This is a genomic window from Saccharopolyspora sp. ASAGF58, assembly GCF_012277335.1.
In the GTDB taxonomy this organism is placed as follows: domain Bacteria; phylum Actinomycetota; class Actinomycetes; order Mycobacteriales; family Pseudonocardiaceae; genus Saccharopolyspora; species Saccharopolyspora hattusasensis.
Map to the genome: position 1 here is coordinate 1,540,887 of NZ_CP040605.1, position 19,114 is coordinate 1,560,000.

Consider the following 19,114-nt stretch of genomic DNA (forward strand, 5'->3'; position numbering starts at 1 on the left):
ATGATTCGCCGGGCGACCCGAGCCGACGTACCCGCCATGGTCGAGCTGGTGCACGAACTCGCGCTCTACGAGAAGGCGCCGGAGCTGTGCCACCTGACCGAGCAGCAGCTGCGGGACGCGCTGTTCGGCCCGGCGCCGGCGCTGTTCGGCCACGTGGCCGAAGTGGACGGTGCGGTCGCGGGCCTTTCCCTGTGGTTCCTGAACTTCTCCACCTGGGAAGGCGTGCACGGCATCTACCTGGAGGACCTCTACGTCCGCCCCGAGCAACGCGGCTCCGGCCTCGGCAAGGCGCTGCTGCAGACCCTGGCGCAGGAGTGCGTCCAGCGCGGCTACGCGCGGCTGGAGTGGTCCGTGCTGAACTGGAACGAGCCTTCGATCAACTTCTACAAGGCGGCGGGCGCGATCCCGATGGACGAGTGGACCGCGTACCGCCTCACCGGCGACGCGCTGCGCAACTTCAGCGCCTGACGCGCCCGCTCATTCGTCGCGATCGGCGTCGGGGGCGGTGCTCGACGAGAAGGACCAGGCCCGCCCCTCCCGGTTGAACAGGAACCACAGCACCGCGACCGCCGGCACCGCGATCACCAATGCGATCACCGGTTGCGAGGACGGCCCGAACGCGTACCAGGCGGTGCCCAACAGCAGCAGCTGCATCAGCAGGGCGGGCGTGCGCGCCCAGTGCTTGCCCTTCCACAGGCCAATGCCCGCGGCCAGCACACCTCCCGCCAGCAGCGTGTAGTACCCGGCCTCGCCGTACATCTGGCCGCGCTCGAACTGCCCCACTCCCCCGAGGTCGGGCGCGGTGCTGCGGACGAGCAGCGCCACGACGAAGATCAGCCCGGCCACCCCTTGCAGGGTGGTCAGGACACCCGCGATGCGGATGGTGCGCGGGACGACTTCGGTCGGCACGGTCACGGTCGCCTTTCCCGGATCAAAATCGGTGACTCTGCGTATGCGCCTCCGATGGTAATACCGCCCGAACGCCGCATGGCTGCGACCACTGTCACGCGCAATGATCGACTCATGGCTAGAGCGGCGGTCGGGGATATCGGGGTGTCCTCGCGATCCGCCGTCGGCCGGGCAGGTACCGGCGGAAAACGGTCGGATGCGCTCCGGGGTTGCGCATCCGGGTTCCGCCGGATCTTGGTGGCAGTCTCAACGGCGCGGCGCACCCGTTCCTGGTGTCTCAGCCGGCCGGCCCCACCGCAGCCCGGCACGCCGGCCGGTCCGTGTGCGGCCCGCTGCGGAAGGGGGATCACCGGGAGATCTGAACCGCAGTTGCGACGCGGAGCACCGGACGGTGCGTCGGCCCGCACGGGCCTCGCCTAGGCTTCGGTTGTGCGCGCCGTACTCGTCGTCAACCCGCAGGCGACATCCACCACTGCGGCTGGCCGGGACGTCATCGCCCACGCGCTGGCCAGCGAGCTGAAGCTGGACGTCGTCGAAACGCAGTACTGGGGCCACGCCTCCGACACCGCGCGAGCGGCCGTCGAGGACGGCGTCGACCTGGTGATCGCGCACGGCGGCGACGGCACGGTGAACGAGGTGGTCAACGGCATGTTCTCGGCCGCCGACCCCGGCGATCGGGTGATGCCGACGTTGGGCGTGGTGCCCGGCGGTTCCGCGAACGTGTTCGCTCGCGCGCTCGGTCTGCCCAAGGACCCGGTCGAGGCCACCCACCGGCTGCTGCGCGCGGTGGCGGACGGCAGCGGGCGGATGGTCGGGCTTGGCAAGGCCGACGACCGGTGGTTCACCTTCAACGCCGGCGTCGGTTGGGACGCCGAGGTCGTCGCCGAGGTCGAGCGGCAACGCTCCCGCGGCCAGAACGTGACCCCCGCCCTGTACGCGCGCACCGCGTTGAGCTGCTACTTCCGCATGGCGCGCCGGGCCCCGTTGATCAGCTTGCAAATCGGTCACGAAGAACCGATTCATCAACTACACAGCGTGTTCATTTCGAACGCCGATCCGTGGACGTATCTCGGGTCACGTCCCGTGCGCATGAGCCCCGACACCAGCTTCGATACCGGCCTCGGGGTTTTCGCATTGCACAACATGAATGCTTACCCTGTGTTACAACATGTAGCGGAGATGCTACGCGATAGAGGGAAACCACACCCGAGAAACTCAATTCAGCGTGCGGACGTAGGCCATCTCCGCGTAACCTGTACGGAGCCGTTGCGCCTGCAGGTCGACGGTGACTGCCTAGGTGAGCGTTCGGCGATCGAGTTTTTCTCCGTCCCAGATGCTCTCCGCGTCGCCGTATAACCTTCTCGTAACGGATGGACATAGTTGTCGACTCGCGACCCCCATCTGCGATCGATGACACACCGAAACCCCTGGTCAAGCCCTGTCGATCTTTCAGGTGAGTTCCCTCACCACACGAGATCGAACTCTTGACATCGCGGCAGTTCGTGAAAGTATTCACAAGCACACGGACTCCGTGAAAGCATTCACAAACACCCCGAACGAAACGAGCGGCGCGCGTGGGCGCGCCTAGCGAGGAGCAAGGAACGATGGACTGGCGCCACCGTGCGGTTTGCCGCGACGAGGACCCGGAGCTGTTCTTCCCCGTTGGGAACAGTGGTCCTGCTGTGCTGCAGATCGCCGAGGCGAAGGCCGTTTGCCGCCGTTGTCCGGTCGCCTCCGAGTGCCTGGCTTGGGCACTGGAGAGCGGGCAGGACGCCGGCGTATGGGGCGGTATGAGCGAAGACGAGCGGCGCGCGCTCAAGCGGCGCAACGCTCGCACCCGGGCCCGCACCAACGCCTGAGTCGCGAAGCTCGCTGAAAACGTGCCGGGTCGGTCACACCCCCGGTGGCCGACCACACGTTTTCGCCCCGGTCGAACAAACGGCCATCGCACCCGACAATGCAAACCCCGACGAGATACCCAGCCGATCCGCGTCGATGTCGGCCCCGGCAGGAACCGCAAAGCTCTCCGTTCGATGAGCTGAGTTCCGCCAGGAACCCGACCCGATCGGCTACGACACGCCACCCGACCGGCATGTCACCGGAGATCGACGCACCAGCGCGGCACTCCCACCCACGGGACGGCGTCAGCGCCGGTACTTCAGAGGCACCCGCAACACCGCCTCGGTACCGGGTTGCCGGCCGCGACCGCGCAAGCTCAACGACCCTCGGAGCTCGGATTCCACGAGGGTCCGCACGATCTGCAGGCCGAGACGTTCGGCGCGTTCGAGGGAGAAACCCTTCGGAAGGCCGCGACCGTCATCGAAGATGACGACGTCCAGCCAACGCGCCGAACGCTCCGCCTGCACAACGACTTCACCGCCCTGGCCTTCCGGGAATGCGTGCTCGAAAGCGTTCTGCACCAATTCGGTGAGCACCATCACCAACGGCGTGGCCAGCTCCGCCGACACCACCCCGAAGCGACCCTCACGGCGCACCTTGACCCCGGTCTCCGCCGCGGCGACATCGCTCATCATCGGGATCACGCGGTCGACCACGTCGTCGAGATCCACCCGCTCGTCCACGGACATCGACAGCGTCTCGTGGACCAGCGCGATCGACGTGACCCGCCGGACCGACTCGTCTAAAGCAAGCCGAGCCTCATTGTTCACGGTCCGCCGGCCCTGCAGTCGCAGCAGAGCCGCCACCGTCTGCAGGTTGTTCTTGACGCGGTGGTGGATCTCACGGATCGTCGCGTCCTTGGACATCAGCGCACGGTCCCGGCGCTTGACCTCGGTCACGTCGCGCACCAGCACCAAAGCGCCGGCCTGCTGCCCGCGGGGCCGCAGCGGCAGCGCCCGGAACAGCACCGTCGCGCCCCGCGCCTCGGCCTCGATGCGCATGCTGGGCTGTCCGCTCATCGCCCGGCGGACGCGCTGCGCGACCTCGTCCGCGTCGAACGGATCGTTGAGCAGCGACCGGGTCAGCGGGGCGAGCTGCGCGCCCACCAGATCCGCGGCGTGGCCCATCCGGTGGTACGCGGAAAGCGCGTTGGGGCTGGCGAACACCACCGTGCCGGAGCTGTCCAGGCGGATGAGGCCGTCGCCGACCCGCGGGCTGGTGTGCACATCGGGCGCCGGCTCCGGGGTCGGGAAGGTCCCGTCCGCGACCATCTGGCACAGGTCGGCCGCGCTGCCCAGGTAGGAGATCTCCAGCGGCGACGGCACTCGCGGCACGGCCAGGTTGGTGTCCCGGCTGAGCACCGCGACGATCTCGTCACCCAGCTTCACCGGGATCGTCTCCCGGCGCACCGGCACGCCCAGGTGCCAGCGCGGATCCTCCTCGCGGCAGATCCGGCCCTCCAGGGCGGCGCGCCGCAGCTGCGGGTGCTCTTCCTGGGTGACCTCGGTGCCGACGACGTCTTCCGGGTGGGCCGTGGGCGCCGTGGTCGGCCGCGCCTGCGCAACGCACAGGAACCGGCTTTCCGGCGCTTCCTGCGGGCCGATCGGGACCCAGAGCAGGAAGTCCGCGAAGGACAGGTCGGACAGCAACTGCCATTCGGCGACCACGAGCTGCAGGTGGTCGGCGGCGGTGCCGGACAGTCCGGTGTGCTCGGCGAGCAGATCACTCAGCGTGGACAAGATCCGCCTCTCTTCGTCGGCGCGGCCGCGTCACTCCACGACCGCGATGAGATCGCCTTCCTGGACCACGTCGCCGGGCTTAACCGCCATCGTGCTGACCGTGCCCGCGACCTCGCTGAGCACCGGGATCTCCATCTTCATGGACTCCAGCAGCACCAGCGAGTCGCCGTCGCCGACCGAGTCGCCCTCGCTGACCGACACCGCCATCACGTTGGCGACCATCTCGGCGCGGATCTCCTCGGCCATCGCGTTCCTCCTCGTCGTGGAGCCGGTGGGCCCCTGATTAGGAAACCATGACCGGAACCACCCGCCAGCGGCAGGTGGTGGCCATGTCAAACTGGATGCTCGAAACCCCAGCGGAAACCGGGTGGTCGCGAACGCCCATCCCCGGTCGGACTGGTCGGACAGGCGAACTTTAGGGAGAGGCCATGGGTAAGCGGGCCCGCAAGAAGAAGGACCGGCGCAAGAACAAGGCCAACCACGGCAAGCGCCCCAACGGCTCGTGAATTCGGCGGCGCCAGCCGCCGAACGCGAGAATGGCCCCGGACCGGGCGGTCCGGGGCCATTCGTCGTCTTGCGGTCATTCCGCCGATGTTCGCTTGGCCCGCACCTCCACCGAGGTGCCTTCCGGGCCGCGCTCGACGGTCACCTCCGCCTTCCGCAGCACTGCCTCCCGAATGGAGGCCCGAAGCCGGTCCTTCAGCTCCGTGGGGGCGTGCTCACCGCCGCACTTGCGATGCAGCAACGCCTTGATGTGCTCTTCGATGCCGAAGTGTTCGAGGCAGCTACCGCAGCCGTCGAGATGCTGTTGCACCGCCGCGCGCCGTTGCTGGTCGCACTCGTTGTCCAGGAACAGCCACACTTCAGCGAGCACGTCCTCGCAGGAGGCTCCGTCGGGCCCGCCGCAATTCATTTAGTGCTCACCTCCCGCTTGGTCTCCCGCAAGAAGCCGCGATCACGGGCGACGTCGGTGAGCATCTCACGCAGTTGCCGGCGACCACGGTGCAGCCTCGACATCACCGTGCCGATCGGTGTGCCCATGATCTCGGCGATCTCCTTGTACGCGAAGCCTTCCACATCCGCGAGGTAGACGACCATGCGGAACTCTTCGGCCAACTGTTGGAGGGCGGCCTTCACGTCGGTGTCCGGCAGCCGGTCCAGCGCTTCGACCTCGGCCGAGCGCAGGCCGCTGGAGGTGTGGTTCTCGGCCTGGGCGAGCTGCCAGTCCGCGATTTCGTCGGTCGGTTGCTGCTGCGGCTGCCGCTGCCGCTTGCGGTAACCGTTGATGTAGGTGTTCGTGAGGATCCGGTACAGCCAGGCCTTGAGGTTCGTGCCCTGCGCGAACGATTTGAAGGCGGAGAAGGCCCTGAGGTACGTCTCCTGGACCAGGTCCTCGGCGTCCTGCGCGTTGCGGGTCATCCGAAGTGCCGCGCCGTAGAGCTGGTCCAGCAGCGGCATCGCGTCCCGTTCGAAGCGGGCCGCGCGCTGCTCGTCGGTCTCCTCGCTGCGGTCGACCTCGGAGGAGTTAACCGTCGGCTCGATGTCGGCAGTGCTGAGCCGCCCGTCATCGCCGGGCCGCCGGGTTACGTCCGGGTGCTCTGGAGTGCTTGGCACCTGGCTCCTTTCCCGCCGCCTGGACGAGGTGACTGCAGGCGACGAACCCATGCGATCTTTCGCATGGTCCGTGTTCCAGGATACCCGCGCTCGCCTGCTGTTATCTGGTGGTGGCAGCAGTGCGCACTCGGGGCGATCCAGCACGCAGGTGTTCGTCGAATCCATCGTCACGAACCGTGCAACGCGGTCTGCGTCAAGGGTTATTCCAGCCTTCTAGAGTGACGCGCATGGCAGGCAAGGGCACTCCGGCTACAGCGCTGTTGAGCAAGCGACGCATCTCTCACCGGGTGCACGCGTACGAGCACGATCCACGCGCCGAGTCGTTCGGGCTGGAGGCGGCCGAGGCCCTCGGCCAGCCGCCGGAGCGGATCTTCAAGACGCTGGTGGCGGAGGTCGATGGCAAGCTCACCGTCGGCGTGGTCCCGGTCACCGGGCAGCTCGACCTGAAGGCGCTCGCCGCTGCCGTCGGCGGGAAGAAGGCGAAGATGGCCGAGGTCGCCGACGCCGAACGCGCCACCGGCTACGTCGCGGGCGGGATCTCACCGCTCGGCCAGAAGAAGCGGCTGCCGGTGGTGATCGACAGGTCGGCGACGGGGTTCGAAATGATCTACTGCAGCGCCGGGCGGCGAGGCTTGGAGATCGAGCTGGCCGCCGACGACCTGGTCCGGCTGCTCGACGCCCGCATCGCCGACATCGCCAGCTGACCCGACACCAAATTTTCCGCAATTTCAATGGAAATTGGACCTTCGATTTCAATGGAAATTGCGGATGATCGGCGTGTCGCACCACGACACGCCGACGCCTGTGGACAACTTCCGCAATTTCAATGGAAATTCGACCTTCGATTTCCATTGAAATTGCGGCCGAAGCCGGAGCCTAGCACTCAGTCGAGGAGGCGGAGGACTCGTCCGAGCCACTCCTGGGCCGCGCGGAAGACCGCGTCCACATCGGCCTTCAGCGAGTGGTCGCCGGGAACCAGCACCACTTCGCGGTTGTGCGACGGTTCCGGCTGGCCGAAGGCGTCCCGCTCACCCTGCACCACCAGCACCGGAGCTTCCACCCCCTCGAGCTCACCGAGCCTCGACTTCTCCGGCTTGCCCGGCGGATGCACCGGGAACGCCAGGCACAGCACCGCCGATGCCGCGCCCGCCTCCGCGGTTCGGCAAGCCACCCGCGCCCCGGACGACCTCCCGCCGAAGATCAGCGGCAGATCCGCGAACCAGCGCTCGCCGAGGTCTTCCACCACCGCGAGCCACGCCGTGTCGAGTTGCTTGGCCGGGGCGGGTGCCCGGCGGCCCGCGACCCGGTAGGGCTGCTCGATCAGCGCCACGTGCACCCCGGCTTCGGTCGCGGCCCGGGTCACCGCCACCAGGTCGGGGGCGGCGATGCCAGCGCCCGCACCATGCCCGAGCAGCAGCGCGGCGCGGCCCTCTTCGGCGCAGTGCAGTTCGGCCCGGGCCGGGCCGTGCGGCGTCTCGACCTCGACCCTGGTCATGACTCGAACAGCGCGGCTTGTTCGGCGGGTTCGGGCAGCGGCTCGACCCGTTCCAGCAGGTCCGGATGGTTGTTGCGCATGCTGTTCACCTCGGTGGAGACGGGGTGGATCGCCAGTTCGTCGAGCACCTCCCGCTCGGGTTCCAGCAGGTCCGCGATCTCGGTGCGCCGCGGGTCGAGCCAGTCGGCCCAGCGGTGCTCGGGCAGCACCAGCGGCATGCGGTGGTGGATGTCGGCCAGCTCGCCAACGGCATCGGTGGTGACGACCGCACAGGTCACCAACGGCTGATCGGTGGAGTCCGGCGCCCACCAGGCGGAGAACACCGCGGCCATCGCCAGGCTGGCGCCGCTCCCGCGGGTGCACAGGTACGGCTGCCGACGCCGGTCACCGGGACGCCACTCGTACCAGCCGGTGGCGGGCATCAGGCAGCGGCGGCGTCGCGCCGAGTCCGCGAAGGCCGGCTTGGTCGTGATCGACTCGGCCCGGGCGTTGATCATGGGCGGGCCGCTGCCGATCTCCTTCGCCCAGGTCGGCACCAGGCCCCAGCGCACCGGCCGGATGCTGCGTTCGGCACCGCGCTGCACGACGATCGGCACCGTCTTGGTCGGTGTCACGTTGAAATCCGCGCCCACCGCACCGGCCGCGCGATCCACCGCCGCGAACTCCTCGGCCAGCTCCGCCGGGTCGTGCCCGACGGCGTACCGACCACACATCAGAACTCACCCCGCGTTCGCCCGGCGCCCGAGCCGGCTCACTTCACGTCCCGATCCAAACCTACCGCCTGCGGTTGCTCGCCGAGCGACACGCGCTCCAGGAGCTTCGCGCCGTTGTTGCGTACGCTGTTGACCGCGGTCGACACCGGTCGGATCTCCAGTCCGTCGACCAGTTCCCGCGGCGGCGGGCCGAGCAGATCGGTGACGTCCGGGAGGTCCGGGTCGAGCCACTGCTCCCAAGCCGTCGCAGGCAGCAGCAGGGGCATCCGGTCGTGCACGTCGGTCAGCTGCCCGATCGCGCTGGTGGTGAGCACCGAGCAGGTCACCAGCGGCGGCGCGTCCTCGGCCTGAGGGTCGCGCCAGGACGCGTAGATCCCGGCCATCGCCAGGCTGGAACCGTCCGGGGAGGTCATGAAAAACGGTTGCTTCCGGCCGCCCTCGCGCTTCCACTCGTACCAGCCGTCGGCGGGCAGCAGGCACCGGTAGCGCTTGATCGAGCTGCGGAAGGCGGGTTTGGTGGTCACCGTCTCCGACTTGGCGTTGATCATCCGGCTGCCGATGGACTTCTCCTTCGCCCACATCGGCACCAAACCCCACCGCATCACCCGGATGGTGCGTTCGGTCCGTTCGAGGTCCCGATCACCGGCATCGTCGCGGGGGTGCCGCCGCACGACGCTGAACACGTTCTTGGTCGGCGCGACGTTGAAGTCCGCGCCCGGGGCTGCCCCGCCGGTGGCGTCCAACGCCGCGAACTCGGCCGCGAGCTTGCCCGGATCCTTCGTGGAGGCGTACCTGCCGCACATGCCTGGTCGAACCTCCGTCGCCTCGTAGCGGAACGCTCGACCTCATCCTTGCAGCCCGGATCGCCGCAGGCGAGCGACATCGCTACCCGAACCACGACGCCCACCACTGGCGCAACTCGCGCCGCCACGCGAACCGACCTGCGCAGACGCACCACCGGGTGGCCCCCGCCGCTGAAAACGGGGAGCCGGGTGGGGGATCATTGCCCTATGACCCAGCTCTGGCCTGCCCCGGTCGCCCGCGGCGCGGTGCACGCGACCGTCCCGGTGCCCGGTTCGAAGTCCATCACCAACCGCGCGCTGGTGCTCGCCGCGCTCGCCGAGGGCCCGTCGACCCTGCGCGCCCCGCTGCGCAGCAGGGACACCGAGCTGATGGCCGGGGCGCTGCGTTCCCTCGGGGTCGAGGTGCACGACGGACCGGACGGCTCGTGGCAGGTCACCCCGGCCGAGCCGCACGGGCCGGCCGAAGTCGACTGCGGCCTGGCCGGCACGGTCATGCGGTTCGTGCCGCCGGTCGCTGCCCTGGCAGTCGGACGGATCACCTTCGACGGTGATCCGCAGGCCCGCCAGCGCCCGCTGGGCACGGTGCTCGACGCGCTGCGCGAGCTGGGGGCCGAGATCGACGGCACCGCCCTGCCGTTCGACGTGCACGGCACCGGGAAGCTCGCCGGTGGCACGGTCACCATCGATGCGTCCGCGTCGTCGCAGTTCGTCTCCGGCCTGCTGCTGTCCGCGCCGCGGTTCGAGCAAGGCGTCACGGTGCTGCACCAAGGCAAGCCGGTGCCGTCGCTGCCGCACATCGAGATGACGGTGTCGATGCTGCGCGCCGCCGGTGCCGACGTCGACGACCAGGAACCGAACACCTGGCGGGTGGCACCGGGCAAGATCCACGCGCTGGACGTCGACATCGAACCCGACCTCTCCAACGCCACCCCATTCCTCGCCGCCGCAGCGGTAACGGGCGGCACCGTGACCGTGCCCGGTTGGCCGGCGCAGACCACGCAGGCCGGCGACGCCATCCGCGAAATCCTCCGCCAGATCGGCGCGCACGTGCAGCGGACCGAGGCCGGTCTGACCGTCACCGGCCCCGACGAACTCACCCCGATCGACATCGACCTGCACGACGTCGGCGAGCTCGCCCCGACGGTCGCGGCGCTGGCGGCGCTAGCCCCCGGCCGCTCGCAACTGCGCGGCATCGCGCACCTGCGCGGCCACGAGACCGACCGGCTCGCCGCGCTGCAGAACGAGCTCAACAAGCTGGGCGGCGCGGTCGAGCAGACCGAGGACGGGCTGCTGATCGAGCCCCGGCCGCTGACCGGCGGGAACTGGCACTCCTACGCCGACCACCGGATGGCCACGGCTGGCGCGATCCTCGGGCTGAGGGTGCCCGGAGTGGCCGTCGAGGACATCGCGACGACCGCCAAGACGATCCCCGACTTCCCGGGGATGTGGGCGACGATGCTCGGGGAAACGGCGTGAGCGCGGGGGCGGCGATCTGATGCGCAAGCGCGGTTGGCGGGATCTGGACGAGTCCGATGTGCGGGTGCGTCCCGGACGCCGCGGCAGCCGTCCGCGCAGCAAGCAACGCCCCAAGCACGCCGACGCCGCGGCCGCGATGATCGTCGCGGTCGACCGCGGGCGGTGGACCTGCGCGTTGGAAGGTGACCCCGACCAACTGGTCACCGCCATGCGGGCCCGCGAACTCGGCCGCACGCCGGTGGTGGTCGGGGACCGGGTCGACCTGGTCGGCGACATCTCCGGCAAGCCCGACACGCTGGCCCGCATCGTGCGGGTCGCAGACCGCACCAGCGTGCTGCGCCGCACCGCCGACGACACCGACCCCTACGAACGGGTCGTGGTCGCCAACGCCGAACAGCTGGTCATCGTGACCGCGCTGGCCGACCCGCCGCCGCGCCCCGGCTTCATCGACCGCTGCCTGGTCGCCGCCTACGCGGGCGGGCTGACCCCGGTGCTGTGCCTGACCAAGGCCGACCTCGCCGACCCCGGCGAGTGGATCGACACGTACTCCTCGCTGGACATGCCGATCACGATCACCCGGCTGGACGCCGAACCCGAGGAGCTGCGCGCCCTGCTCACCGACCGGGTCTCCGCGCTGGTCGGCCACTCCGGGGTCGGCAAGTCCACATTGGTCAACCGGCTGGTGCCGGCCGCGGACCGGGCGACCGGCGAGGTCAGCGGGGTCGGCAAGGGCCGGCACACCTCCACCTCGGCGGTCGCGCTGCCGCTACCCGAGCGGGGCGGGTGGGTGGTGGACACTCCGGGCATCCGCTCGTTCGGCTTGGCGCACGTCACCGCGGACGACGTGATCGCCGCGTTTGAGGGCTTCTCCGAAGCCGCCGAGGAATGTCCGCCGAACTGCGGTCACCTCGGCGGTTCCGACGATCCGGAGTGCCACCTGGACACCTACGCGTCCGACGGCGGGAACGTCGAACAGCTCGCCTCACTGCGCCGCCTGCTGCGCTCCCGTGCCGGACTCGACGAAGCCTGATCCCCCCGAACGAGTCGCGATCGTCCCCTGTGGTCTCACGACATCGTTGCTAGCGTGGGGCTCGGTCTGCGCGGGTCATTCTCACGCCCGCACAGCCAATATGGCGTGCGGACAACCGCACGAGCACAGTGCCGCCACCGGCCCGAGGAGCTCGCCCGATGCCACGAGCCAGCAGGACCGCGGTGTTGTCCGCTGGTCTCGCCCTGATCGCCGCACTCAGCGCCTGCGGCACCGAGCCACTCCCGCAGGCCAGGGCGCTGATGGCCACCCAACCCGACGCTCGCCCAGCCGCGGGCGCCATGTTGTCGCAGGTGATCGGCAAGATCAACGCACGCGGCAGCGTGCGCAGCACCGTTCGCGGAAGCCTCGGCATGGTGGGCGAACTGGCCGCGGAAGGCGCCGTCCGCTACCGGGGGCCGCTGGCCGATCTCGCGTTCAGCGGCCAGACCCGCGCCCCCGGGGACAAACCGCAGCACATCGAGCTGTCCATCGTGGACGGTGTCGGGTACCTGCAGACCCCATTGACGCGGCCCGCACCCGACAAGCCGTGGCTCAAGATCACCCCCGGCGGCGCAGATTTCGGCGCAAAACTCCTTAGTCCCGCACTGCACCAGTTGCACGAAGCCGTCGACCCGCGCGCCACCTTCAGTGGCGTCGAAACCGCCACCCGCATCCAGCAGAGCGCGCCCGACACCGTCGACGGCAAGCCGACCACCCGCTACGACCTGCGGGTCATCACATCGCAGGCCGCCGACGTGGCCGCCGACCCGCAACAGCGCGCCCAGTTCCGGCAGGCCGCCGAAGACGGGGAACCGGAACTCGGATACCAGCTGTGGCTGGACGAATCCGGCCTGCCCGCGCGGTTCGCGGCCAGCCACGAAGTCGCGCAGGCCGGCAAGGTGTCGCTGACTTCGACCTACCGCGACTGGGGCGCGGCCACCGAAATTCCGGTCCCGCCGGCCGGACAGGTCGGCGTCTTCGAGGACCTGCCGCGGCAGGCCCAACAACCGCCGCGCTGACCGGGCTTCTGGCAAAGCGCCCTAAAAGGGCAACGCGGAATGTTAGCTTGTTGTTTAACCAGGTAGCACCGTGGTGGGGCCCCGGTTGATCATAGATGAAGCCCTTGGTTGATCATTCCTCTTGCGACAGATGGAAGATCACAACCAAGGGCTTCGATGATGAGTGTGCACGACACCGGCCAAGCTGATGCGCTCGGGGAGCTGTCCGGGTTCCGCCAACGGTTCTACGAGTGTCTGACCGGGCGGGCGGATGCGTTGTTCGAGCTGACCGACGCGGTGTTATGCAGCGATGGACCGGTCACCAGCCTGGCCGAGCTGTCCCTGGCCGCGGAGCACCGGCGCGGGCATGGCGCCGGCTACGACGCGATCAACCACGGCCGCGTCGAGGTCGACCGGTTACGCACCACCTTGGCCAGGCTGCCATTACCGCGTGCCGCTGACGGGCGGATCACCCTGGCCGTGGACGTCTCGCCCTGGCTGCGCCCGGACGCCGCGTGCAGCCCCGAGCGGCTGTTCTGCCATGTCTATGGCCGCTCCCGTAGCGCCTCGCAGCTCATCCCGGGCTGGCCCTACTCCTTTGTCGCCGCGCTGGAGACGGGGCGTACCTCGTGGACGGCGATCCTGGATGCGGTGCGGCTGGGGCCCGCCGACGATGCCACCGCGGTCACCGCCGCTCAGCTACGTGAGGTCGTGGGCCGGATCATGGACGCCGGACACTGGCGGCCCGGCGATCCGCGCATCCTGATCGTGACCGACGCCGGCTACGACGTGACCCGGTTGGCCTTCGTCCTCGCCGATCTGCCCGTGGAGCTGGTGGGCAGAATCCGCTCCGACCGCGTCCTGCTGCGGCCCGCACCGCCCCGACCGCCGGGTACCGTCGGGCGGCCACGCAAGCACGGCGGCGTGTTCACCCTCGCCGAGGAGAACAGCTGGCATGCCCCCGACCACACCACCGGCACCGACACCACCCGCTATGGACACGCCCAGGCACGGGCCTGGGACCGGCTGCACCCCCGCCTGACCCACCGCGGTGCCTGGCTGGACCATGAGGGCGAGCTACCCCTCGTCGAGGGCACCCTGATCCGCTTACAGGTCGACCACCTGCCCGGAGACCGGGACCCCAAACCGGTGTGGCTGTGGTCCTCGGTCACCGGCGCCAGCGCCGAGTTGGTTGATCTGCTCTGGCAGGCATTCCTCCGCCGATTCGACCTCGAGCACACCTTCCGACTGCTCAAGCAGACCCTCGGGTGGACCCGCCCGAAACTGCGGGCACCCGGCTCGGCCGATCGCTGGACCTGGCTCATCGTGGTCGCCCACACGCAACTACGCCTCGCCCGCCCCATCGCTGAAGACCTTCGACGGCCCTGGGAAAGACCGGTCACCGAGGCCCGTCGGCTGACGCCCGCCCGCGTCCGGCGGGGGTTTCGCAACCTCCACGCGAAGACCGGTTCCCCGGCAGCCGCACCGAAACCCTCCCGACCCGGTCCCGGACGCCCAACCGGCTCCCGCAACACCCACCGCGCCACCCGTCACGACGTCGGCAAGACCATCAAACGCGACCTCACCCTCGAACAGCACCAAAACCGCAAAGGTTAAACAACAAGGTTAGAGCCTGTCGGCGAATGCCGCGCCCGGCTCCAGCATCACCACCAGCGCGAAGGAGCAGGTCGACGGCCAGGACGCGACCCGCTACGAGATCGTTACCGACCTCAACGCGGCCGTCGCCGGCGCCAAGGCCGAGGACGAGGCGGCGTACGAGGCCCTGGTCGGAGCCGGAGTCTCCGAGATCAAGCAGACCGTGTGGCTGGACGCCGAGGGCCTGCCGATCAAGGCCAACTCGACCACGCCCGCCCTCAACGTGGCCGGCCAGCAGATCCCCGAGTCGACCATGACGGTGCACTACAGCGACTGGGGCAAGCCGGTCCAGATCAACGTTCCGCCAGCGGACCAGGCCCAGGAAAAGCAGCAGTGACACCGCGGTGCGGCCCGAGGCACCCCGCCCCGGGCCGCACCATCCGGTCCACGTCGCAGCGCGACGCTTCGCCGATTTCCGCGTGGAATCGGCTACATCAGTTCCAGCAGGAAAGGCACTTCCTGAGGCGCGTACCAGGCCAGCTCGTGGTCCTCGGCCTCGCCGAGGGTGAACTCCGCATCCGGGTCGCCGAGATCAGCCGCGTCGATGACCTCAGCCGCGGCGCGCACCGCCTCCTCGGCTTCCGTGGCGTCCACGTGCACCGCCGCGAGCTGCCGCCACTGCACCGGCCCGGCCACCTTCACGACAGCGTGGTCCAGGTCCGGTCGCAGATTCACGTCTTCGACATCGACGGAGATCACCACCCGCCGGAGCTCCACCTTCTCGCCCGCGCCCAGATCACCGGCGATCAACCGCAGCGACGCCCGAGCGGCCTCCCGCATCGCCGCGTACTCCAACTCCTCCGTGTCGCCGCTGGCGTAGGACTCGCGCAGCGCCGGTGTCAACGCGAACGCTGTCCCGCCCAACGGCTGCAACTGCTTCTCCTCCACCAACCGCCGCAACATCGGCACCGTGGCGGGCAGGTAAACCCTCATGCGTCGACCGTCCCGATCATCTCGTCCACTGCTTCTCCGATCATCGCCGCGAGCACGTCCACATCGGGCATCGCATCCCGATCCGCGTTCAACCCGAAGTACACGCCGCCGTCGTAGGAAGTAACGCCAACCGACAGCGACTGGTTCTTGGCCAACGGCACCACCGGGAACATCTCCATCATCCTCGCCCCCGCCGCGTACAACGGCACCTGCGGTCCCGGAACGTTCGTCACCAGCACGTTGAACAGCCGGTCGGAGAACTGGTTCGCGACCCGCGCACCCAACGCGTGCAGGGTCGGCGGCGCGAACCCGGACACCTTCACCAGCGCACTGGCCGCCACCGACTGGCCGGACTCCGCGTGCGCCCTCATCGCATGACTGACCTGATGCAGCCGGACGATGGTGTTGCCCTCACCGACCGGCAGATCCACGAGATAAGCCGACACCTTGCCGCCGACCGATCCGACCGGCAGGCTGCCAGTCTCCGGGTACGTCGCCCGCGCCTCGTCGTCGGAGCGGACCGACACCGGCACCATCGCGCGCACCGTCATCGACGGGGTCACCACCTCACCGCGGGACAACAGCCAGTTCCGCAAGGCACCGGTCACTACCGCCAGCACCACGTCGTTGACCGTGCTGCCGTGGGCCCGGCGGACGGCACGGAGATCGTCGAGTTTGGCCCTCGCGACGGCGAAACGTCGCTGGGTGGAAGTCGGCGCGTTCAGCGGCCCGCTCGGCGCCGGGACCACTGCCGTCCGCAGTGCCGAGGCGACGCCGCCGAGCGCCCTCGTGACCTTCTGCACCGTCGCGGTCGCGTCGGCCACCGCTGCCCGGACGTTCTCCACCACTTCACCGGGCCGCTGCACCGCATCGGTCATCGCCTCGACCAGCAGCTCGGCCAGGCTCGGCTCCGGGCGCGGCATCCACAGCTCGTCGGCGTCCGGGACCTCCCGGTCGCATTCCACGTCCAGGATCACCTGGCCGATGTCGATCGCGCCGATACCGTCGACCATCGCCTGGTGGGTCTTGGTGATCACCGCCACCCGGTTCTTGGACAGACCCTCCACCAGGTAGATCTCCCACAGCGGGCGGGTGTGGTCGAGCTTCCGGGACATCAGCCGGGCCGCCAGGTCGTGCAGCTGGTCGTCGTTGCCCGGCTTGGGCAGCGCCGAGCGACGCACGTGGTAGGTGATGTCGAAGTCCTGGTCGTCCACCCACACCGGGCGGACGAGCCCGCCCGGAACCTGCATCACCCGCTGCCGGTAGCGCGGCACGAGGCCCAGGCGGCGGTCGATCAGCGCCAGCACCTTGTCGTAGTCGAACCCGGTGCGCGGGCGCCGGAACACCGCGACGCCGCCGACGTGCATCGGCGTCGTGTAGTCCTCCAGGTAGAGGAAGGAGGCGTCGACTGCGGAGAGACGATCGGACATGACCGCGATCCTGGCACACAACCGGCCCGATCCCGAGGGTTCCAGTCGAGGCGGGCGTGGGAGCGCATGTGACACTTGAAAACGTGACCAGCGAAGTTTCCCCGAAAGATCGATTCGTCACCGTCTACGGCCGAAAGCCGGTGTTGGAGGCGTTGGCGGACCACGACCTGCGCGTGGACAAGGTGATCCTCGCCGAGGGGCTGCGCGGGCCGATCATCGAGGAGATCAAGGACGCCGCCGCCGACCGTGCGGTGAAGATCCAGCGGGCGAGCGCGCATCGGGTGAAGGTGCTGGCCGGGAACGGTCGGCACGACCAAGGCGTGGTGGCCGACGTGGTGGCACGGAAGATGCGGCCGCTCTCGGATGCGCTCGCCGAGCCTGCGCACGCGCCGCAAACCATTCTGCTGCTCGACGGTCTGACGACACCGGCGAATGTCGGGATGATCCTGCGCACCGCGACCGCGGCCGGGATCGACGGAATCGTGGTGCCGCACCGCGGGGTCGCCAGCCTCGATCCGCTGGTTATCAAGGCTTCGGCCGGCGTAGCGTTCCACGCCCCGGTGCTGCGTACCAGGACGGCCGGTGAGGCAGCGGAAATGCTGAGCGAGGCGGGTTATCCGCTGTTCGCACTGGAGGCGTCCGCAGAGGAGAGCATCTTCGACGCCGACTTCGGGTCGCGCGCGGTGTTCGTGCTGGGCAGCGAGACCGCCGGGCTTTCGGAGGACGTGCAGACTCGCATCGCGCAGCCGCTGGCCATTCCGATGGCTGGAGGCGTGGAATCGCTCAACGTCGCCAGCGCCGCGGCGGTGCTGTGCTTCGAACTGCTCCGGCGCAAGCTGACTTCATGAGTCGCCGGTGGTAATGGTCGTCATCGCGCCGATCATTACCACCGGCATTGGCGCGCAATGGGACGCAGAAATGAGAAGGGCCCCTTCTTCCGTTCCGGAAGAAGGGGCCCCTTCAAATAGTGTGTCGGCGGTGTCTTACTCTCCCACACCCTGTCGAGTGCAGTACCATCAGCGCTGGGGAGCTTAGCTACCGGGTTCGGAATGGGACCGGGCGGACCCTCCCCGCCATCGCCACCGACAACCCTCACCCCGCCGTAAACGACGGGAAACCAGGCGTCAGAACACGAATGACACATGTTCAATTATCAAAAGGTTCTGGTTGTTGCCCCAGAACCGTATAGTGGGTGCGTAGCAATCTTTGTGAGCAAGTCCTCGGCCTATCAGCACCAGTCAACTCCACACGTTACCGTGCTTCCATATCTGGCCTGTCAACCCAATCATCTCTTGGGGGCCTTAACCCACAACGGGTGGGAGACCTCATCTAGGAACAGGCTTCCCGCTTAGATGCTTTCAGCGGTTATCCCTCCCGAACATAGCCAACCAGCCACGCCCTTGGCAGAACGACTGGCACACCAGAGGTTCGTCCGTCCCGGTCCTCTCGTACTAGGGACAGCCTTCCGCAAGTCTCCTACGCGCGCGGCGGATAGGGACCGAACTGTCTCACGACGTTCTAAACCCAGCTCGCGTGCCGCTTTAATGGGCGAACAGCCCAACCCTTGGGACCAACTCCAGCCCCAGGATGCGACGAGCCGACATCGAGGTGCCAAACCATGCCGTCGATATGGACTCTTGGGCAAGATCAGCCTGTTATCCCCGGGGTACCTTTTATCCGTTGAGCGACACCGCTTCCACCAGCCAGTGCCGGATCACTAGTCCCTGCTTTCGCACCTGCTCGACCCGTCAGTCTCACAGTCAAGCTCCCTTATACACTTACACTCAACACCTGATTGCCAACCAGGCTGAGGGAACCTTTGGGCGCCTCCGTTACCCTTTAGGAGGCAACCGCCCCAGTTAAACTACCCACCAGGCACTGTCCCCGATCCGGATCACGGACCCGAGTTAGATGCCCGGAACGACCAGAGTGGTATTTCACCAACGACTCCACACCCACTAGCGTGAATGCTTCACAGTCTCCCACCTATCCTACACAAGCCGAACCAAACACCAATACCAAGCTATAGTAAAGGTCCCGGGGTCTTTCCGTCCTGCCGCGCGAAACGAGCATCTTTACTCGTACTGCAATTTCACCGGGCCTGTGGTCGAGACAGCGGAGAAGTCGTTACGCCATTCGTGCAGGTCGGAACTTACCCGACAAGGAATTTCGCTACCTTAGGATGGTTATAGTTACCACCGCCGTTTACTGGCGCTTAAATTCTCCGCTACACCCCAAAGGGTTCACGGGTCCTCTTAACGTTCCAGCACCGGGCAGGCGTCAGTCCATATACATCGCCTTACGGCTTCGCATGGACCTGTGTTTTTAGTAAACAGTCGCTTCTCCCTGGCCTCTGCGACCACCACCAGCTCCCCAAGCACGTCGGTTCACCAGCAGTGGCCCCCCTTCTCCCAAAGTT

21 protein-coding genes and 2 rRNA genes (1 of these 23 running past the window's edge) are annotated in these 19,114 nt (G+C 68.2%); 11 read left to right on the plus strand and 12 right to left on the minus strand.

Annotated features, from left to right (window positions below; all coding sequences use genetic code 11):
• Positions 1-468, plus strand: a complete 468-nt coding sequence (locus tag FDZ84_RS06985; RefSeq protein ID WP_168585229.1) for a GNAT family N-acetyltransferase — start codon at positions 1-3, stop codon at positions 466-468.
• A 9-nt stretch (positions 469-477) separates the two neighbouring features.
• On the opposite strand, the gene FDZ84_RS06990 is transcribed toward FDZ84_RS06985, so the two are convergent.
• Positions 478-915, minus strand: coding sequence for a hypothetical protein (locus FDZ84_RS06990; protein ID WP_210435458.1), 438 nt, complete (start codon positions 913-915; stop codon positions 478-480).
• Positions 916-1,338: 423 nt separating this feature from the next.
• Between FDZ84_RS06990 and FDZ84_RS06995 the strand changes: the two genes are divergently transcribed.
• Together FDZ84_RS06995 and FDZ84_RS07000 are read left to right on the plus strand one after the other, a co-directional pair.
• Positions 1,339-2,265: a diacylglycerol kinase family protein gene (locus FDZ84_RS06995; RefSeq protein ID WP_168585230.1), complete on the plus strand. Its 927-nt coding sequence runs from the start codon at positions 1,339-1,341 to the stop codon at positions 2,263-2,265.
• A gap of 248 nt (positions 2,266-2,513) precedes the next feature.
• A complete protein-coding gene (locus FDZ84_RS07000) occupies positions 2,514-2,768 on the plus strand; it encodes a WhiB family transcriptional regulator (RefSeq protein ID WP_010304783.1) in 255 nt (84 codons plus the stop codon).
• A gap of 285 nt (positions 2,769-3,053) precedes the next feature.
• Here FDZ84_RS07000 and FDZ84_RS07005 read toward each other — a convergent pair whose 3' ends face one another.
• Together FDZ84_RS07005 and FDZ84_RS07010 are read right to left on the minus strand one after the other, a co-directional pair.
• Positions 3,054-4,547, minus strand: coding sequence for a PAS domain-containing sensor histidine kinase (locus tag FDZ84_RS07005; RefSeq protein WP_168585231.1), 1,494 nt, complete (start codon positions 4,545-4,547; stop codon positions 3,054-3,056).
• Between the two features lie 30 nt (positions 4,548-4,577).
• Complete coding sequence (locus tag FDZ84_RS07010) at positions 4,578-4,793, minus strand: biotin/lipoyl-binding carrier protein (RefSeq protein WP_168585232.1); 216 nt, start codon at positions 4,791-4,793, stop codon at positions 4,578-4,580.
• A 182-nt stretch (positions 4,794-4,975) separates the two neighbouring features.
• Here FDZ84_RS07010 and FDZ84_RS40535 point away from each other — a divergent pair, with 182 nt between their 5' ends.
• On the plus strand, positions 4,976-5,053 hold the full coding sequence (locus FDZ84_RS40535) for a 50S ribosomal protein bL37 (RefSeq protein WP_371812874.1): 78 nt from the start codon (positions 4,976-4,978) through the stop codon (positions 5,051-5,053).
• A 74-nt stretch (positions 5,054-5,127) separates the two neighbouring features.
• Here the strand turns inward: FDZ84_RS40535 and rsrA are convergent, their stop codons facing one another.
• Both rsrA and FDZ84_RS07020 read right to left on the minus strand, forming a co-directional pair.
• A complete protein-coding gene (gene rsrA, locus FDZ84_RS07015; protein WP_168585233.1) occupies positions 5,128-5,460 on the minus strand; it encodes a mycothiol system anti-sigma-R factor in 333 nt (110 codons plus the stop codon).
• On the minus strand, positions 5,457-6,089 hold the full coding sequence (locus FDZ84_RS07020) for a sigma-70 family RNA polymerase sigma factor (protein WP_168589860.1): 633 nt from the start codon (positions 6,087-6,089) through the stop codon (positions 5,457-5,459). Before FDZ84_RS07020 ends, rsrA begins: the two co-directional genes overlap by 4 nt.
• A 299-nt stretch (positions 6,090-6,388) precedes the next feature.
• Here FDZ84_RS07020 and ybaK point away from each other — a divergent pair, with 299 nt between their 5' ends.
• On the plus strand, positions 6,389-6,865 hold the full coding sequence (gene ybaK, locus FDZ84_RS07025; RefSeq protein ID WP_168585234.1) for a Cys-tRNA(Pro) deacylase: 477 nt from the start codon (positions 6,389-6,391) through the stop codon (positions 6,863-6,865).
• 179 nt (positions 6,866-7,044) lie between these two features.
• On the opposite strand, the gene FDZ84_RS07030 is transcribed toward ybaK, so the two are convergent.
• The 3 genes from FDZ84_RS07030 to FDZ84_RS07040 are packed head-to-tail and all read right to left on the minus strand — an operon-like array spanning position 7,045 to position 9,172.
• On the minus strand, positions 7,045-7,656 hold the full coding sequence (locus FDZ84_RS07030) for an alpha/beta family hydrolase (protein ID WP_168585235.1): 612 nt from the start codon (positions 7,654-7,656) through the stop codon (positions 7,045-7,047).
• Entirely contained in the window at positions 7,653-8,369 is a 717-nt protein-coding gene (locus FDZ84_RS07035; protein ID WP_168585236.1) for an SOS response-associated peptidase, read from the minus strand. The genes FDZ84_RS07030 and FDZ84_RS07035 overlap by 4 nt, the downstream gene beginning before the upstream one ends.
• A gap of 38 nt (positions 8,370-8,407) precedes the next feature.
• On the minus strand, positions 8,408-9,172 hold the full coding sequence (locus FDZ84_RS07040; RefSeq protein ID WP_168585237.1) for an SOS response-associated peptidase: 765 nt from the start codon (positions 9,170-9,172) through the stop codon (positions 8,408-8,410).
• Positions 9,173-9,379: 207 nt separating this feature from the next.
• Between FDZ84_RS07040 and aroA the strand changes: the two genes are divergently transcribed.
• From aroA to FDZ84_RS07065, 5 genes are all read left to right on the plus strand, one after another.
• On the plus strand, positions 9,380-10,648 hold the full coding sequence (gene aroA, locus FDZ84_RS07045) for a 3-phosphoshikimate 1-carboxyvinyltransferase (RefSeq protein WP_168585238.1): 1,269 nt from the start codon (positions 9,380-9,382) through the stop codon (positions 10,646-10,648).
• A 19-nt stretch (positions 10,649-10,667) separates the two neighbouring features.
• Complete coding sequence (gene rsgA, locus FDZ84_RS07050) at positions 10,668-11,678, plus strand: ribosome small subunit-dependent GTPase A (RefSeq protein WP_168585239.1); 1,011 nt, start codon at positions 10,668-10,670, stop codon at positions 11,676-11,678.
• Between the two features lie 158 nt (positions 11,679-11,836).
• On the plus strand, positions 11,837-12,697 hold the full coding sequence (locus tag FDZ84_RS07055) for a hypothetical protein (protein WP_168585240.1): 861 nt from the start codon (positions 11,837-11,839) through the stop codon (positions 12,695-12,697).
• Positions 12,698-12,862: 165 nt separating this feature from the next.
• The gene (locus FDZ84_RS07060) at positions 12,863-14,293 is read left to right on the plus strand and encodes an NF041680 family putative transposase (protein WP_210435628.1); all 1,431 of its coding nucleotides are present in this window, start codon (positions 12,863-12,865) and stop codon (positions 14,291-14,293) included.
• Between the two features lie 202 nt (positions 14,294-14,495).
• Positions 14,496-14,669 (plus strand): hypothetical protein, encoded by a 174-nt coding sequence (locus tag FDZ84_RS07065; protein WP_168585241.1) that lies wholly within the window; start codon positions 14,496-14,498, stop codon positions 14,667-14,669.
• Between the two features lie 92 nt (positions 14,670-14,761).
• Here the strand turns inward: FDZ84_RS07065 and FDZ84_RS07070 are convergent, their stop codons facing one another.
• The gene (locus FDZ84_RS07070) at positions 14,762-15,265 is read right to left on the minus strand and encodes a hypothetical protein (protein WP_168585242.1); all 504 of its coding nucleotides are present in this window, start codon (positions 15,263-15,265) and stop codon (positions 14,762-14,764) included.
• On the minus strand, positions 15,262-16,695 hold the full coding sequence (locus FDZ84_RS07075; protein ID WP_168585243.1) for a wax ester/triacylglycerol synthase family O-acyltransferase: 1,434 nt from the start codon (positions 16,693-16,695) through the stop codon (positions 15,262-15,264). The genes FDZ84_RS07070 and FDZ84_RS07075 overlap by 4 nt, the downstream gene beginning before the upstream one ends.
• 68 nt (positions 16,696-16,763) lie before the next feature.
• On the opposite strand from FDZ84_RS07075, the gene FDZ84_RS07080 reads away from it, so the two are divergent.
• Complete coding sequence (locus FDZ84_RS07080) at positions 16,764-17,543, plus strand: RNA methyltransferase (protein ID WP_246868854.1); 780 nt, start codon at positions 16,764-16,766, stop codon at positions 17,541-17,543.
• Positions 17,544-17,665: 122 nt separating this feature from the next.
• Here the strand turns inward: FDZ84_RS07080 and rrf are convergent.
• A 5S ribosomal RNA gene (rrf, locus tag FDZ84_RS07085) occupies positions 17,666-17,782 on the minus strand.
• Between the two features lie 121 nt (positions 17,783-17,903).
• Positions 17,904-19,114, minus strand: a 23S ribosomal RNA gene (locus tag FDZ84_RS07090); it runs 1,861 nt beyond the window's last position.